Annotated in this window: 8 protein-coding genes; 1 reads left to right on the forward strand and 7 read right to left on the reverse strand. The window is 40.1% G+C overall.

The window, feature by feature from the left end; genetic code table 11:
- Positions 1–171: 171 nt before the first annotated feature.
- Positions 172–8,823, forward strand: a complete 8,652-nt coding sequence (locus Q7657_RS01595) for a retention module-containing protein (RefSeq protein ID WP_498827203.1) — start codon at positions 172–174, stop codon at positions 8,821–8,823.
- Positions 8,824–9,726: 903 nt separating this feature from the next.
- Here Q7657_RS01595 and Q7657_RS01600 read toward each other — a convergent pair.
- The 7 genes from Q7657_RS01600 to trpS form a co-directional block, all read right to left on the reverse strand.
- Positions 9,727–11,574 (reverse strand): phospholipase D-like domain-containing protein, encoded by a 1,848-nt coding sequence (locus Q7657_RS01600; RefSeq protein WP_107166170.1) that lies wholly within the window; start codon positions 11,572–11,574, stop codon positions 9,727–9,729.
- A gap of 52 nt (positions 11,575–11,626) precedes the next feature.
- A complete protein-coding gene (locus Q7657_RS01605; protein ID WP_107166169.1) occupies positions 11,627–12,958 on the reverse strand; it encodes a Tat pathway signal protein in 1,332 nt (443 codons plus the stop codon).
- A gap of 904 nt (positions 12,959–13,862) precedes the next feature.
- Complete coding sequence (locus tag Q7657_RS01610; protein ID WP_053987600.1) at positions 13,863–14,477, reverse strand: DUF2799 domain-containing protein; 615 nt, start codon at positions 14,475–14,477, stop codon at positions 13,863–13,865.
- Positions 14,478–14,806: 329 nt separating this feature from the next.
- Positions 14,807–15,379, reverse strand: a complete 573-nt coding sequence (locus tag Q7657_RS01615; RefSeq protein WP_107166168.1) for a DUF2913 family protein — start codon at positions 15,377–15,379, stop codon at positions 14,807–14,809.
- A 282-nt stretch (positions 15,380–15,661) separates the two neighbouring features.
- Complete coding sequence (locus Q7657_RS01620; protein ID WP_107166167.1) at positions 15,662–16,006, reverse strand: hypothetical protein; 345 nt, start codon at positions 16,004–16,006, stop codon at positions 15,662–15,664.
- A 104-nt stretch (positions 16,007–16,110) separates the two neighbouring features.
- Positions 16,111–17,820, reverse strand: a complete 1,710-nt coding sequence (locus Q7657_RS01625) for a VRR-NUC domain-containing protein (RefSeq protein ID WP_258178257.1) — start codon at positions 17,818–17,820, stop codon at positions 16,111–16,113.
- Between the two features lie 41 nt (positions 17,821–17,861).
- Positions 17,862–18,878 carry a tryptophan--tRNA ligase gene (trpS, locus tag Q7657_RS01630; protein ID WP_107166165.1) on the reverse strand — a complete coding sequence of 339 codons (1,017 nt, stop codon included), beginning with the start codon at positions 18,876–18,878 and terminating at the stop codon, positions 17,862–17,864.
- Positions 18,879–19,224 lie beyond the last annotated feature (346 nt).

A 19,224-nucleotide genomic window follows, 5' to 3' on the forward strand; every position in this document is an offset into this window, starting at 1 on the left:
TTATTATTTAAAATAATACAGCTGTTCTTTTTGAGATATTGTTAATAATTAATTGCGCATTATCGTTGTCTAATGTTGCCTTTTTATGGTGGTACGCCAAAAAATTGACGTCTTGTGTTTTTATGTTATTTTCCTGTCACTAAAAAAGTCTTGCCTTGATAGAAAAATATAATGAAAGCTATAAATCTAAAAGAAAGTATTACTCTACAAAATATAAGTGGTGAAGCCTTTATGCTCAAAGGCGACGGAAGTTTAGCTCCACTTCATGTTGGTATGAATATTAATTCAGGAACGATTATCGTACTTACTGATAATGGAAGCATTTCTGCTATAGATAAAACAGGAGCGCCTGCTGAATTATCGTACGAGTTGGTTCAAGATATTCCTTTACCTACCACTTATGAACATGTCTTTTCTACACGTAATCACAGTGCAATTCATGATAGTGAAAATAGTCACAATATCAGTGGGCAAAAAACAGCATCTAATAGCGATGTCCAAAAAATTCATGATGCGATTGTAGACGGTGCAGATCCAACCAAAGTACATCAGCCGACAGCCGCGGGTAATGAAAGCTCGTCTAATTGGGGTGTTGTTACTATCGATTATGATAATGACAAGATGCTGGCAAAAGCGGGTTTTGATACTGCATATCAACCTAGCTCAGTGAAATACCCAGAAGACTATAGCGGTCAAGAAGCCCACAAGGGTATTAAAGCATCGATCGTGATTGATTCTATTTCTCAAGATGATGTGGTGACGGCGGCTGAATCTCATAGCAAACAGACCATCACGGGTACTGTGGGCGATGATGTTAAAGCCGGTGATATTGTGACTGTTACCCTTGATGGTAAAACACTAGGTACTGCCACTGTTGAAAATCACAACGGTAAGCTAACTTGGTCGTTAGACGTTGACGGTAAAACGTTATTACAAGCCGGGACAGATAAAGTCGCGGCAAGTGTTACTACTACTGATGATGTAGGTAACACAGCTATTGCTGATACCACACATGATTACAGTATCGATGTAAAAGCGAGCATTACTATCAACCCAATCACGGGTGATAACATCATCACGCAAGCGGAAGGTCATGAAAAAACCTTGCCTATCACAGGTACGGTAGGTGATGACGTTCAAGCTGGTGATAAAGTCGTAGTGACGGTCAATGGTCACGAGTACAACACTACCGTTACTGCAGATAAAACATGGTCAGTGAATGTCACTGGCGATGACATCCTGCATGCAGATAAAGCGACAGCGACAGTTACTACCGATTACGGTATTCCGCACGAAGCAACCGCAACTGCTTCAGAGCATTATGATGTTCAGATTGATGCAAGCATCAAGATCACCTCTATTGCAGGTGATGGCGTTGTTAATAAAACTGAATCAGAAGGCAAAGTACCAGTAACGGGTACCGTTGGTAAGGATGTAGAACCGGGTGACACAGTCACCGTAACGATTGGTGATAAAACTTACACCACTACAGTAACGCCAAATAAAACGTGGACTGTCGATGTTGATGGCAGCGCTCTTGTGAACAATAAAGGTCACGATGTGCATGCCTCTGTTACAGCAAATGACGGTGCAGGTCATAGTACAACAGCGAATGATGACAAGCCGTACACAGTAGATACCGAGATCAATGCATCAATCACCATTGATTCGATCTCTCAAGATGATGTGGTGACGGCGGCTGAATCGCATAGCAAACAGACCATCACAGGTACTGTGGGCGATGATGTTAAAGCCGGTGATATTGTGACTGTTACTCTTGATGGTAAAACACTCGGCACTGCCACTGTTGAAAATCATAACGGTAAGCTAACGTGGTCGTTAGACGTTGACGGTAAAACGCTACTGCAATCAGGGACAGATAAAGTCGCGGCAAGCGTCACAGCGACAGATACTGCTGGTAATAGCGTAACGGCTGATACGACACATGATTACAGTATCGATGTTAAAGCGAGCATCACTATCAACCCAATCACGGGTGATGACATCATCACGCAAGCAGAAGGTCATGAGAAAACCTTGCCTATTACAGGTACGGTAGGTGATGACGTTCAAGCCGGTGATAAAGTCGTAGTGACAGTGAATGGTCACGAGTACAACACTACCGTTACTGCAGATAAAACATGGTCAGTGAATGTCACTGGCGATGACATCCTGCATGCAGATAAAGCGACAGCGACTGTTACTACCGATTACGGTATTCCGCACGAAGCCACTGCCACTGATGTTGAAGACTACGTAGTACAAATTGATGCAGGTATTCAGATCACCGCCATTGCTGGCGATGATGTTGTTAATAAAGCCGAATCAACAAGCAGTAAAGTGCCAGTCACCGGTACGGTAGGTAAAGACGTTCACGAAGGTGATACGGTGACCGTAACGATTGGTGATAAGCACTACACCACCACAGTAACAGCTGATAAAACATGGACCGTGGATGTTGATGGCAGCGCACTTGTAAATAATAAAGATCACGATGTACATGCGTCAGTGACTACAAGCGATGATGCAGGTCACGAAGCCACTGCCACCAACGACAAGCCATACACCGTAGATACCGAGATAAAAGCATCAATCACCATTGATTCGATCTCTCAAGATGATGTGGTGACAGCGGCTGAATCGCATAGCAAACAGACCATCACAGGTACTGTGGGCGATGATGTTAAAGCCGGTGATATTGTGACTGTTACTCTTGATGGTAAAACACTCGGCACTGCCACTGTTGAAAATCATAACGGTAAGCTAACGTGGTCGTTAGACGTTGACGGTAAAACGCTACTGCAATCAGGGACAGATAAAGTCGCAGCAAGCGTCACAGCGACGGATACTGCCGGTAATAGCGTCACGGCTGATACGACACATGATTACAGTATCGATGTTAAAGCGAGCATCACTATCAACCCAATCACGGGTGATAACATCATCACGCAAGTAGAAGGTCATGAGAAAACCTTGCCTATCACAGGTACAGTGGGTGATGACGTTCAAGTCGGTGATAAAGTCGTAGTGACAGTGAATGGTCACGAGTACAACACTACCGTTACTGCAGATAAAACATGGTCAGTGAATGTCACTGGCGATGACATCCTGCATGCTGATAAAGCGACAGCGACTGTTACTACCGATTACGGTATTCCGCACGAAGCAACGGCAACTGATGTTGAAGATTACGTAGTACAAATTGAGGCTGGTATTCAGATCACCTCCATTGCTGGCGATGATGTTGTTAATAAAACTGAATCAGAAGGCAAAGTGCCAGTCACTGGTGTTGTAGGTAAAGACGTACAGCCGGGTGATACGGTTACCGTGACGATTGGTGATAAGCACTACACCACAACAGTAACAGCTGATAAAACATGGACCGTGGATGTTGATGGCAGCGCATTGGTGAACAATAAAGGTCACGATGTACATGCGTCAGTGACTACGAACGATGGTGCAGGTCACGAAGCAACTGCTACTAACGACAAGCCATACACAGTAGATACCGAGATCAATGCATCAATCACCATTGATAACGTCACAGCAGATAACGTGGTCAATGAAAAAGAAGCAAAAGAAACCATCGCACTTCATGGTGCCGTTGGTGGTGATGTTAAAGTGGGTGATGAAGTTACTATCAATGTTGATGGCCATGAATACAAAACTAAAGTCGTTGAGCAAGATGGCAAACTAGGCTGGACAGTTGATGTTGAAGGTTCAGTACTTGCGAATGCGTCAAAAGATCACATTACAGCCCAAGTAACTGCAACGGATAGTGCTGGTAACAGTGCGACTGCAAATGCTGAGCATGATTACAGTGTTAAGACCTTAGATGCATCCATCACTATTGATGATGTGACCTGTGATAACGTGATCAACGATGAAGAATCGAAGGAGGTTATTCCTCTTCATGGCTCTGTGGGCGGTGGCGTTAAAGCTGGCGATGAAGTTACTATCAATGTTGATGGGCACGAATACAAAACTAAAGTGGTTGAGCAAGATGGCAAACTCGGCTGGACTGTTGATGTTGAAGGTTCAGTGCTTGCGAATGCGTCAAAAGATCACATTACAGCCCAAGTAACCGCAACAGATAGCGCTGGTAATAGTGAGACAGCAACAGCAGAGCATGACTACAGCGTGAAAAGCTTAAGCGCGTCAATTACGATTGATAACGTAACTGCTGATAACGTAATCAATGAGAAAGAAGCTAAAGAAACCATTGCACTACATGGTTCAGTGGGCGGTGGCGTTAAAGCTGGAGATCAAGTGATCATCACTATCGATGGTCATGAATATAGAACGGAAGCGGTTGAGCAAGATGGTAAGTTAGGTTGGAGTGTTGATGTTGATGGCTCAGTGCTTGCTAATGCACCTAAAGATCATATTACAGCGGAAGTTTTTACATCAGATGACGCAGGTAATAGTGCTTTTGCAACCGCAGAACATGACTACAGTGTTAAGACCTTAGATGCATCTATCACGATTGATAACGTAACTGCTGATAACGTAATTAATGAGAAAGAAGCTAAAGAAACCATTGCATTGCATGGCTCTGTGGGCGGTGGCGTTAAAGCTGGCGATGAAGTTACTATCAATGTTGATGGGCACGAATACAAAACTAAAGTAGTTGAGCAAGATGGCAAACTCGGCTGGACTGTTGATGTTAAAGGTTCTGTACTTGCAAATGTATCAAAAGATCACATCACAGCTCAGGTAACCGCAACAGATAGTGCTGGTAATAGTGAGACAGCAACAGCCGAGCATGACTATAGCGTGAAAACGTTAGATGCTTCTATCACGATTGATAATGTTGCTACTGATAACGTACTAAATGCAGATGAGTCAAAAGAAGGCGCGAAAGTTTCTATCACAGGTACTGTCGGTGGTGATGTGAAAGCGGGTGATACCGTGACACTAACGGTTGATGGTAAAGAAATCGGCACAGCGAAAGTGGTAGATAACGGTGGCAAGTTAGAGTGGACAGCGACAGATATCGATGGCCACTTATTGGCTAATGCCTCAAAAGATGATGTTACTGCGAGCGTTTCTATTAAAGATGCCTTTGGTAACACAGCATCTGCGACAGATAACCAGACCTATGAAGAAAAGACATTGTCAGCACAAGTAGATATCACTGCTGTAGCAGGTGATAACGTGCTAAATGCAGATGAGTCAAAAGAAGGTGCGAAAGTTTCTATCACAGGTACTGTCGGTGGTGATGTGAAAGCGGGTGATACCGTGACACTAACGGTCGATGGTAAAGAAATCGGCACAGCGAAAGTGGTAGATAACGGTGGCAAGTTAGAGTGGACAGCGACAGATATCGATGGCCACTTATTGGCTAATGCCTCAAAAGATGATGTTACTGCGAGCGTTTCTATTAAAGATGCCTTTGGTAACACAGCATCTGCGACAGATAACCAGACCTATGAAGAAAAGACATTGTCAGCACAAGTAGATATCACTGCTGTAGCAGGTGATAACGTGCTAAATGCAGATGAGTCAAAAGAAGGTGCGAAAGTTTCTATCACAGGTACTGTCGGTGGTGATGTGAAAGCGGGTGATACCGTGACACTAACGGTCGATGGTAAAGAAATCGGCACAGCGAAAGTGGTAGATAACGGTGGCAAGTTAGAGTGGACAGCGACAGATATCGATGGCCACTTATTGGCTAATGCCTCAAAAGATGATGTTACTGCGAGCGTTTCTATTAAAGATGCCTTTGGTAACACAGCATCTGCGACAGATAACCAGACCTATGAAGAAAAGACATTGTCAGCACAAGTAGATATCACTGCTGTAGCAGGTGATAACGTGCTAAATGCAGATGAGTCAAAAGAAGGTGCGAAAGTTTCTATCACAGGTACTGTCGGTGGTGATGTGAAAGCGGGTGATACCGTGACACTAACGGTCGATGGTAAAGAAATCGGCACAGCGAAAGTGGTAGATAACGGTGGCAAGTTAGAGTGGACAGCGACAGATATCGATGGTCACTTATTGGCTAATGCCTCAAAAGATGATGTTACTGCGAGCGTATCGATTAAAGATGCCTTTGGTAACACCGCATCTGCGACAGATAACCAGACCTATGAAGAAAAGACATTGTCAGCACAAGTAGATATCACTGCTGTAGCAGGTGATAACGTGCTAAATGCAGATGAGTCAAAAGAAGGTGCGAAAGTTTCTATCACAGGTACTGTCGGTGGTGATGTGAAAGCGGGTGATACCGTGACACTAACGGTCGATGGTAAAGAAATCGGCACAGCGAAAGTGGTAGATAACGGTGGCAAGTTAGAGTGGACAGCGACAGATATCGATGGTCATTTATTGGCTAATGCCTCAAAAGATGATGTTACTGCGAGCGTATCGATTAAAGATGCCTTTGGTAACACGGCATCTGCGACAGATAATCAAACCTACCAAGAGAAAACGTTGAATGTGGCCGTTGATATTACCTCTATTGCTGGTGATAACGTATTAAACGCGACGGAATCTAAATCAACCGTTGCTATTAAAGGTACTGTTGGTGGTGATGCAAAAGTCGGTGATAGCGTACGAGTGACATTAGATGGCAAAGATCTTGGTATTGCGAAAGTGGTTGCTGATCATAATGGAAAACTAGTGTGGACATTAGATGTAGATGGATCAACCTTAGCAGGCGCATCAGTAAAAGACGTACATGCATCGATTTCAATTTCAGATAGCTATGGCAATACGGCAGCAGCGGAGTCTGAAGACTCATACAGTACTGCAAAATTGGATGTATCTATTACGATTGAAACCATTAATAGTGGCGAACCAATCACAGCTAAAGAGCATGATACAAATACACCGATTAAAGTGACTGGTACTGTAGGTGGTGATGCGAAAGAAGGCGATACGGTTAAGATCCATATTGGTGAACACACAGTAGAAACCAAAGTGATAACATTGGATGATGGTCATTTGGGCTACGTTACTGATGTTCCTGGTGGGATGTTTGAACCTGATAAAAATGATGGATTTAGTGGTGATGTTACTGCCGATATTACTATTAATGATAACTATGGTAATAGTGCTTCTGCCAACGATGAAAAGGATTTTGATACCTTAGGTGAGGTAATCATTGGTGGTACGTCTGGCGATGATCTGCATGGTACTGGTTATAACGATTTAATGATTGGTGATGTTTATATTGAGTCTAAAGATGTAAGCGTAAATCTAGTGCTTGATATCTCTGGTTCAATGGACATGAAAGAGATTAGTTCAAATAACATTCATTTAAATAATGGTTATACATCAGGGAAATTGTTATTAACTGATGTTAATGGTGAGCCGCATACGTTTGACTTTTCATCGATGACTCAACTTAACGATTTACTACTTAGTAAATACGGTAATGTTTGGGGTGGCGCATTTTATGAATCTAAACTTACTTTCGAATTTGCAGATGGTTCGAAACAAATAATTGATGATCTTTATAAAGAAGTGACATTCACACCTCGTATCGATAGTGCAAAAGAGTCTATTAATCATATAGTTGAAAACTATGGTGAGAAATTAAGTCATAGTCAATTGAGTAACTTTAAGTTTTCATTAATTACTTTTGCGTCTCAAGTTGATGCGACTAAAGAATTTCATTGGGACTTCGATAAGAACACATTAGTAGCAAAAGATGGACAAACAATTGCTGATTATTTAACTAGTGTGCATCCATTAACAGGGCCTAATAGTCAAACAGACTATGATACGTCTCTTGTTGCTGCATTAAATGGATTTAATAATGATAGTAGTGATATATCAAATATCGTGTATTTCGTAACCGATGGTATGGATACTATTGAAACACATGGTAAAAGCTTCAATAAAGATTGGGTGATTAGCCAGACTGCTGCAAGTATCGATAAATATAAGCCATTGATCGTACCAGTTGCGATTGGCGATACTATTAACAATACACCAATTGCACATAATACTTTGAATGAGATTGCCTCTCTTGGCCAAGATTATAAGGCTGATAACAGCGGTCAAAGCCAAGTTATTATATCTACTAATACAGCAGATCTTGATGATGCGGTAAACAACTCATTTGATAAAATTGTTGGCGGTAATGACTCCATTCATGGTGGTGCGGGTAATGATTTTATTGTTGGTGATACATTGAATAACCAATGGTTATTGGAGCAATACGGTTCTAAGTATCATCATATGGAAGATCTTATTAAGAGTGGCGTAACGTTAGAGGAGGTATTATTTTCAGTTGCAGCTAAAGATCAGGGTGTTGATGTTGATAAATTAACAACCAAAGATGTGTATCAATTCGTGATGAATCACCAAGATACATTAGTGACTGAAGGTAATAACTCAAGTAATGGTTCAGATAAGATGTTTGGTGATGAAGGCCAAGATATTTTATTCGGCTCCGGTAATAATGATATTCTGACTGGCGGTACTGGTGATGACTTGCTATTCGGGCAAAATGGTAACGATATTTTAGTGTCTGATTCTGGCTCAGATATTTTATTTGGTGGCCAAGGTAATGATATTTTCAAGCTTGATGTACTATCAACGAATGATAAAACTGTTACTACTATTAAAGATTTTGAAAAGGGTGACAGTATTGATGTTGAATCGATTCTTAATTCTAAAAATTCTGTTGATGATTTACTTAAGCATGTTTCATCAGCGAATGTTGAAGGTAAAGATGTGACAATTACTTTTGATGATAAACACCAAGTAGAACTTAAAAATATTACTGAGGTGTATCACGATTTGGGAACCTCGACATCAGAAATCGTTACTCAGCTGTTTAACCATGATGTTTTCACTAATCATCATTAATAATTAAACGGTTATAGAATATGCCATAGTGACATTCTAAATAAAAAGATTAAGGCTAAGTGCATTGCATTTAGCCTTTTTTATTTTATGTTTTATACGTAGACATGATGTGCAGCGTGACTTTTATTCTACTCGTATCAAAATATTTACTTGGAATAAGTAATTAGATCGAAACTAAAACCCAATAAAAAGTAGAATAGATAATGAATAGACATTCATCGTCTACATGAAATAAATTAATATTTTTGATTATGTTATTGAACTTATTAACGAGGGGTAGACCGATATCAATATATTGATGAGGGTTTGATGAGGGTTTGATGAGGGTTTGATGAGGGTTTGATGAAGGTTTGATGAAGGTGGTGCTTTTTTACCTAACAGTGCTTATTCATCGTCACTGTAGATCTTCTTTTTTAGTAGAGGTTATCGTTTATGCTTGGTTATTAATTAAAAATGATGGCTTTTAAAATTAAGTTATCAAATACATATTTGCTAGGGTGAAAAAGATTTGAATCACAAATAAAACAAATAAGTGATAATTAAATTCTTTATATGTGATTTTTAATATTAAGTAACGAATGATGATAAAGATTGTGTCAGTATTGATAATATAAAGATTGATCAATTCTATATCTTCAATATGTAATACTTTTTTTGTATCTACACTGATAGATAAGTAGTGGGTGATAGAAGTGTTTAAAAAGGAGAGAGTTATAATTAATGCTAAGGTAAAAATTTGCTTCTCTGATATTCTACGATAATTCTTATGTTTTCTTATCTTACTTTTCAGGTATTCGGTGGGAATTTTCATATTAGATTAAATTCCTTCTTAATTAATATGGTTGGGGGAGATAAGACAAGAGATAAAACAAGTGGCCAGTTAAACTGACCACTTTGGTTGAATTATTTATTACCGTTATAAGCGTGTGGAGATGAGTATTTCCATAAGTGGTTCCAGTACTCTGTTAATAGTTCATCCACAAAATCACCTTCCATTAAGTTATTGAATTCTGAAAGGTTGCCTGGGTAAAGGTTATCTGAACCTACAATGCACACTTCATCATCAACAATCATAATTTTGGCATGGTTGCCCGGAGCACTACCCACTCGATCATAGAAGTAACCGCTGGCGTTAATCGTTGCATAGAATGGGTGACCAATAATGCCGTTATGTGGCGGCTCTTCCGCTAATGATTTTTGTTTTAGGGTTGCAGTACGACCTTCTGGCGGTAGTTTTGGCCACTTGTAAGTTTCACCTTCAATAAAGTCACCGTCTGGGATTTTATCTGTGAAAGTAAATGGTGCAACATACAGTCGTGTTAGTGCTTCGGCACGTTGACCGTCACTATCATCAAATAGTTCATCAGTATCAACATCGTGCGTCATGTAATACTCTAATAAACCATAGGTACGTACAGCACCTGAGCCAAATGAGTACTGATCACCTAATGCACCAGCACCAGCATCAAGAGGCGAAACCACTAATTGCACTTCAAGCTCTTTATTTTTTAGCAGTGCTTCAATGATCCATTGAGCAACCGAGTGATCGCGCCAGTCTTTCTTCCATGCGCTGATAATGTCTTGTTGTGACATACGAAGCACTTTCTTAGCGTTTAAGATCAAATTCTTCTTCATTAGCTCAGAGCCAATTTTGAAGTCGGTGCTGCGGTTAGGGCCTGTCCAGTATTTACCTACGGTTAGGGTACGGCTGGCATTTTTGTATTTTTCTAACTGCTCATAACTGTTGTAAACAATACGATCTTCAAACACGGGTGTATTGAGATCAGAGACAGAGCGCAGGTCAAAATCTTTAATCGCAAAGACAGGTGGTAATGGATCTAAGCTTGGGATCTTAGGATCAATACCTGGTTGTGTTTGAGTTTCATGTACTTGTAGCAGCTTGTCTTGCTGATCACGCATGTAATCAAGTACATCATCGTTATCTAATGGATCTGATGGGAAGTCAGGTTCTGAATCACGATTTACCCACGTCATGGTGTCAAGGTCAAAGGATTCCTTCGTTAATAAGAAGGTATCAGCCACCCACATCTTGTTTAAGTACAGTTGAGAGCCATAACTTACATCGCCATGATATACCGCTGATACATCGTGAACAGGTGGGTAACTTCTGAATAAGTCCATATTCAAGTTATGACCACCAGACAGTGATTCTATACCGTCAACGGCAATGATTTTTGAGTGGTTCCATGTCATCTTTGTACCATAGCTTGATACAAGTTCAGGCGGTAGGAACTTCTTCTGTAGTGATTGCTCAGTACCTGCAACACGTTCGTAAAAACGACCAACGATAAATTCAGGCATAACCTCCCAATATTTAGAACGCTCTTCAACAAGGCGCTTTAAAGCATCTTGGAAATCAACCAAGTTTTCAGGTTTATAGATTGGGTAAAGTGGTGTTTGACCAAACAGGAAGCGGAACTGCGTTGGCTCTGTACGTCCCATTTTTGTTGATAGCGCGGTATCAATCGCACCCAAAATTGGCTTACCCCAGTCTGGATCTGGACAGTTTAGTGATGATAGATCACAGCGGTAACGGGCTTTTTGGATGATCTCAACCACAGCACGTTCAAATTCAGCCTGACGCTCGTAAGCGCGTGGCATGATTTCAGGACCAAAAGGTAAGCCCCATACATTTGGGGTATCTAGCAAACGAACATAGTTGTTGTCACTATCGTGAAAAAATAGATCGTTTTTCACTAGTTCGTTTTTTACAGCATCAATTTTGCTCATAGTACTTCTCTAATATTTTCAATTTTTATAGTGGTCTGAGTTGCGGTATAGCTTATAAGAACTTCCAATCCACCCAGCCTTTACCTTGACGTTCTGACGTCACTGGGTAAATCAGCTTATAAGGTGGGTTACCGACAACATCTTCCATGTAATATGAGTTCATTGGGTTGTAGCCGCTGATTGATGAAATACGACGTACATATGGGCGATTAGGTAATTGGCTGTTACGTGTTGGACCGCCACCCATGTAATCAAATTCACGGTGGAACATATGAATATGTTTACGTAATGCAAGAACGTCTTCTTCAACAGCACAAGGCACTGAGAAATTAGAGCCCCATTGGGTTAAATAACCGCGAGCCATTTTGTAAATAAGTTCACACACAGGCGCAACGTTAGCACTGTCTTTTTTCGGATCATAAGCGCCATCAGAGGTTGTGTTACCTGCTACAGTGCCATGTCGACCACGGCAAGCGTAAAGCTCGTAACCTTGTGGTTGAGCAGCTTTATCATCTGGTGCTAATGGATCTTTTTGTTGTGCATCGTCCGCCAGTACACTCCAGCCATGTTCACGTTTAATCCAGTTTGACCAAGATTGTTCATGAAGTGTAATTTCGTTGCTTTCACCACGCATGCGACCATTTGGACGAGGAACAACGGCTTGGAAAGTGTGATCGTATGATTGGACGTTGTTACACATATCCCATGCATACACACCGACATAATTTACAACATTTGGTGGTAGCTGAGTGAGCAAGCCGTACCATTCTCCTGGTCCAGGTACAGGTTCGATAGCAAAGATATTAACGGGTGTGTTACGCACCTTTTCATCGCCATAAGCATATAAGAACCATGCCGCGATAATAGCTTCACAAGCACCACGGCTGTGGCCAATAAGGTTAATCGTATCGGCTTTACTTGCAGCAGCAATGTTTGCTCCATGAAGAGCAAGTGCAGGCATTGAACTGCCTTTCGCTGCTTCTACCATCGATTTTTGGTCGCCTGAAATGTAGCTACTAATATCTGACAGTAAACCCGATGGAGCCTTTAACGGACCATTCACCATGAGGCGGCTATAGTTTGAGTTTTGCGTACCCCAATCGTTTTGTCCTACACCGCGTACACTTTTACCGAATCCATCTAGTTCTTTAATGATGCGTACTGGGATATAACCGGTTGATGGAAGATAAATATTTTTATCACTATCACTACGTGTTACTTCACCTTCATCACGGGTACAGCTGGTACCACAGAATGAAACAGTAATTGCATTTGAGTCTTCTGACATTGAAAAATTAGGGAGAGCAGAAACAGGTGAACTTAAAAATAAACCTGCTGTACCAAATAAACCTGACTTTATGAATTGACGTCTTTTTAATTGCATGAAATTTCTTATTGAGCTTATTAATTATTATAAAGAAGCCAGTTCGGCGTAATTATTGTTATATGCCGAATCTGGCTCTTTTTTTATAAACGTGGCTGTTGAGCTGCCCACGCTTTTTGTATGACGATTGCGGGTATTGCACGTTATTGGATAGTTAACAGTACAGTCGTCATTTTTTTGACGCATCGTAGGGATTAAGAAAAGTTCTGTAAATAATTTAATTCATTTTAATTTTGTATATAAAACCTGACTTTTTATGCGTCATTTAAATGGATGCTGTTCGATTCATCTTTTTGAGCTATGTTTTTTATTTGTGATAACGGCAGATTTTTACTATTGGAATTTAATTAAAAATATTGAATATCAACAACTAAAATAGATTTTAAAAAAGAGGTATTTAAAATGCATAATTTTTTTCAAAATGAAACTTTGCAATATTTAACATCTAAAAAGATATATTTATTTGATTAATAACTACGGTTTTATTAGGTATTATTTTTTTTAATAAAAAATCGGTGAATATTTTAAAAGTCGATTTTTAAAAAGTCAGTGTTTATTTTTCGCACTAAATTTTTTTGTTTTTTTGTATCGATTAAATACATCACTTACGTCATATAAATAAATTTAATAAAAATATCGATATATTGGGAAAATATGGTTAAAAAACGAACCTCGCATTTGTCTGCTTATTTAGGCATCTAACATAGGAAGAAATTGTTGGTATTGAATGGCGTAGAAGGAATTGTGTTGCATTAGCAGAACGTGTGATCTGTCGTTAGCTATATTTGGTGTTTAGCAGATAGGAGAGTGCCGTTTTTTGCTAGGCGATGGTGAGTGCTATAAATAGCACAACCTGCCATATGAGCGTTTAGCCACGCTTGACAGGTTGTTCTAAGTTGACTTGTTAGTACTGCTTATTGAGCTTTTCTTGCAGTTTATTGAGTTCTTGTCTTAGTTTGTTGAGCTCGTGTTGTTTTCTTTTAATATCGTTAGGTTTGTTATTGATTTCATCAATTTCATCTAACTTTTCACGGCGTTCACGAGAAGACAGATTGTCGTAAATTAGACTGTTTTTTAAATCGTTTAACCTTTCTTTTTGGTGATCTACGTCATATTGCTCCATTCGTAAATCACGTTCAGCATTTTCTACGCGTTCTTTCATATGGTGGAGTTCTTGTCCTCGGTTGTAGCCTTTTAAAAAGGCTGCTGCGGTTTTTTGTGGACAAACCCCTTGATAGCTATTGCCATTTGAGCCAACGAAAAAGCCGTGGCTTTCGGTACAGTAGCTGATTAAGCCTTTCTGATAACCTGTTTGATACTGAGCAAAGTCAGCGCGTACATTGTATTCAGAGCAAGCTGAACTACGTTCATTAAATTGTGATGGTGCAGCACCTTGTGAACCATCAACATAACCTAGTGCATTCCAATTTGCGGTCTCACATTCTTGCTGATTCATTACCGAACAAGCTGTCAATGTTGAGCATAGAAGGAGTGTTGCTGTTAGAGTTTTTATCGTCATGGCTAACTTGTTGTCAGAAATAAAGGGCAATACTTTATAGGTATCATTATTGAAAATAAAGCTAGATACTTTCTTTAATATAGAAACAAATGCAGCATGTTGCATCTAGTGAAATGGCATGTCATCACGTAATGAAAGATAGAAAAATGGCAGTAAATTTAGAAAAATAGCTGGAGAATAAGCCTTTAGCAGTCATAACAGTAAAGGCTCTGAGTCGATAAACGTGGGATAATGACGTGAAATATATTGTGTAGATGAGTGACTGAAAAGTAATCGATTAACTGTTCAAAAATGGCACAGTGAAAATGAAGTCAGCTAATGGTTTTAAATTACAGTCGGAAGAGCTCAATTCGTAAGTGTTGCTCATCTTCATATGCCACAACAGATTGGAAGCCTACACTCTTTTCGATAATGGCAGAGAAGCGATCTTTTAGTGTTTCATCACCAATAAACAAGATTTGGGTGGACTTGATCATCAAACCGTCTTCATCAAAACTTGAGGTTAAATCTTCGTCCACCACACAGACCAAAACGTTGCCAAAGCGTGCATTGAGATCAATGGCATGAGCAAGTGAATATTGTGCTTTGGTATTTAACTCTGTTTCGATTTCTTGGATCAAAGCAATAAATTGATACAGATCTGTTGAGCTGTTGTGGACTAAGCGTTCACGTTCTTGATTCAACGTACCTTCTAAATCGGCATTGAGCTTACGTCCGATTTGAACCCATTGTTTGGTATTTTTCTTCACTAATCGATATTGATTAGCTTTGACGATCGGCTTTAGATATTGAACCAGTACATTATTTTTTTCTGCGAGGCTTAGGCGCTGATCTAGCTTTTTGAACTCTAGGTGTAATAGGGCGTTAGTACTAATGTCTAATAATAATTGGGAGTGGTTCATTCGCGTACCGAGTTGGAACAGGTATTAATAATAAGTTCGTACTATTACGAGGTAATAGAGTCGCTCACCGTTGTGAACTCTTTTCTAAGCGAGTCATAGTAACATGTTTACATTAAGAGTGGCAGAGGCTATGTCGTGAGAGATGAAGATAAGTGAAAGAATCAAGTTGTTAACTCGATATTCGTCAAGTTTTGATTTACTAGAACAAGGAGTGATGAAAGGCGACTTCTCTTTTATTAAGATCAGAGAGAAGTCGTATTTTATGGATTATTAATAATAATATTAGTGCGCAAATGTTGATTTTTCAGTTTGGCTGGTCGCTGTGATATCACCTGCTGGGTTGAGCAAATGCGGCAAGATTTTAGGTAGATTCAATTCAATGTCTTTATCTTCGACAGGGTTAATGACTTTATTGTACCAACCGAGTAAACCTAATACGGCATAACCAATGGCATCGTCGCTGTCACGATGCTCTAAGATGATTTGAAGAAAACGTAAGATAGCTTTATCTGCGGTTTTTGCTTGCTCTAACGTTGCGTTATATACCGCTGTTGATTCGTCGATTAACCCTTCGTATTCCGTTTCAATCGATACTTTGAAAGAGCCGCCGTCTACTGTAATTTTCATGTTCTAAAAATACCTGTTATTGCGAATGCCGGGATCTTATCTTATTCATTCGCGGCTTTTGTTACGCTATCTCAATAAATATGCGCGATAGGCAACAATATTTATCATTTATCTAGATAGGTAACATAAGCGACTTGGGCTGGGATCTGATGTTGTGCAAAAAATGCCAACCAGCGAAGTTGATGGTTTTGTAATTTATCGCCAGGACCTTTGACTTCTACCCATTGATAACCTGTATCGTTAAACATGATCAAATCAGGCATTCCTGAGCGGTGGTGGCGTAAGTCTTTTAGTAATCGACGTAACATTGCGGCTAATTGTATGGGTGGTATATGGCTTAATGCCAATGTAAGTGCTTGCTGACTAAATAGCTCCCAGTGTACCCAGTAGTTAGTGATCCCATGTTTTTGCTCAAAGTGTGTTTGCCAACTATTAAAGTGACCTTGTTCAATTGCTTGTAGCCGCGCATCAATTAAATCTTGTCGCTGGCGGTAAAACTCCTCACTAAACATATCCAATGGCGCTAATTGATAAGGGTTAATAAAGCTACCTTTGATGGGGGCAAAGATAATGTCCCACATAGCTAAGCCAAAAAGGCTGTTGAGAAAGTGGTTCTCAAGATAGAACACTGTCCAGCCTTGGGAGGCAAAATAACTTGCGGTACAGTGCTCCACTCGTTGATGCTCAGAATTAGCAAGTTGTAACTGTATTGCCTTTGGAATAAAGGCTTTGGCGGCAGTGAATGGTTGATTGACGGATTTAGCGAGCTTTTTCTCCAGTCGGATACTGACTTCCAACTCATCGTCATCCTGTGGATTATGCTGAATGTGTTTTGTTAGAGCATAAGCTGTTTGGTATTGCTGCAGCGCCATCAGAATACGGATTTGTCGCTCGCGGCTTGGCGTGCGTTTGCTTTGACGAAATAGTGCAAGAGCAACGTCATATTGCTGGTTTCGCTCTAGATCTCGTGCCATATGGTTGATCAGTTTTTGGCGTTTGTTTTCTAGCGGCAACCATGTTGATTGACTCGGTAATGCCTGCGCAAGGGTGGTTATGGCTTCATAGTCTTTTATTTCATGCGCTTGCCAATATTGATCAGCAAGCTCTGTGAGTGCCAACCACTGATCGATTTGCTCAGTCGTGTGAAACAGTTGCGTGCTGGCATCTATCGGGTAGTTTTCAAACTGATGTAACCCTAAATCACTTAACACAAACTGGCTGAGATCCTGATGACTATTACCAAAAAAAAGCAGCAGAAACTTAGTCAGTAGTGCTTGTTGTTGCACCATAACGATGGGCTCATCAATAATGTTAAGTAAGTATTCGCTATCATTATATTGCTCGATTTTTCTGATAATGTCACTTTTCTTATCTGCTTTTGAGGCAAGTTTAGGTAACAAGGTGAGTAATTCGGGCTTGGTATAGAGGCTAAAAATGTCAGTCAGTGTAATAGCATGCTGCTTATATAATTGAGAGATGTCATTACTGATCATGCCATGCTGAATCAACTGATCTTTTGCTTGTTCAATATTGGTGATTTCAGCGTATTTCAGTTTATTAAAACGAAATAATACTCCTTTACGTGATAGCAAGCGGATCAGTAGCATTTGTGCATCGGTTGAAAGCTGGTAGAAAGATTGTAACCAGTGTTTTTCATCAACGCTTAATAATGATGAGTGGTGTTGCGCTATGGTTTTAAGCAGCGCGTTAAAGTTGTGAAGGTAGTAATCTTGTTCGAGTTCAATGGCTGCCATATAACTGCACTGTGTGATTGGACGGCTATGTTTATCTGAAAATCGAGTCAGTATAAACATAGCTGTCTTTATCCCCAAGTGACGCAGAGATATGAAAGTAATTAGAATAGATTAAGTCCAAATGCACCCTTCACATCTTGTAATACAAGTTGCGTTTCTTGATTGGCTTTTTCGGTGCCTTTTTTTAGTACTTCAACTAAATATGCTTTATCACTTAAGTATTCCTCACGACGCTGACGGATCGGAGCGATTAAATCTTGTAAACACGCTTCCAAGATTTTCTTGGTGGTACCGTCACCTAAACCGCCACGTTGGTAATGCTCTTTTAGCTCTGCAACATAGTGTTGATCTGGGTGGAAAGCATCAAGGTAAGTAAATACCACATTCCCTTCAATAGTACCTGGATCTTCAACGCGTAGGTGATTAGGGTCGGTGTACATTGATTTCACAGCTTGGCTAATTTGCTTACTGTCTGCGCCTAACGTGATGGCATTTCCCATTGATTTAGACATTTTATTTTTACCGTCAGTACTCGGTAGACGTGCCACATTACTCAATAGTGCTTGGCATTCCACTAAGATCTCTTTACCTGCAATATGGTTAATTTTACGAACGATTTCGTTGGTTTGTTCCAACATCGGTAATTGGTCATCACCTACAGGGATCAAGTTAGCTTTAAACGCTGTTATATCGGCAGCTTGCGAGATTGGGTAAGTTAAAAAGCCAGCAGGAATGGAACGACCAAATGCTTTTGATTGGATCTCATTTTTAACGGTAGGGTTACGCTCAAGACGAGAAATCGACACCAAATTTGAGTAGTACATGGTGAGTTCGGCTAACGCTGGCAGTGATGATTGTAAACAAATGGTAGTTAAGTTGGGATCGATACCGACTGCGAGATAATCAGCGACCACGTTTAAAATATTTGATGCGACTTTTTGAGGATTATGACCATTATCAGTCAACCCCTGCATATCAGCGACAAGGATAGTTTGTTGGTACTGATGTTGTAACTGAATACGCTGTTGTAGTGAGCCTACATAGTGACCAAGGTGAAGTGGACCTGTTGCGCGATCGCCAGTAAGAATAACGTTAGTATGTTGAGTCGATGTTGTCATAGTGCTCTCCAAAAAAATAATTGTTGCTGCCGGAGAGGGATGAAACGAAATCTTGTCTGTTCGTGGCAAACCTTCCGGCAGCGTATGAACATAAGAATAAGATGTGTTAGTTCAGCGCCGCTCTAGTAAGAGCGCCACCAACAAAATGAGGGGTGAAGTGTACTTAATCGTAATTTCATAATGAAAACAATATTCCTTTAATATTTTAATATCAAGCATTTTATGCTTAATTTTGTTTATTAAAATTGAAAACTAAGCCCCGATTTATTGAACATACGTTATCGTTCAAAAGGTATAAAATGCAACTAATAAAAATTAATTAGAGGTATAGGTCATGTCTTTTAAG

This window comes from Candidatus Photobacterium acropomis (assembly GCF_030685555.1).
GTDB classification, from domain to species: domain Bacteria; phylum Pseudomonadota; class Gammaproteobacteria; order Enterobacterales; family Vibrionaceae; genus Photobacterium; species Photobacterium lucens.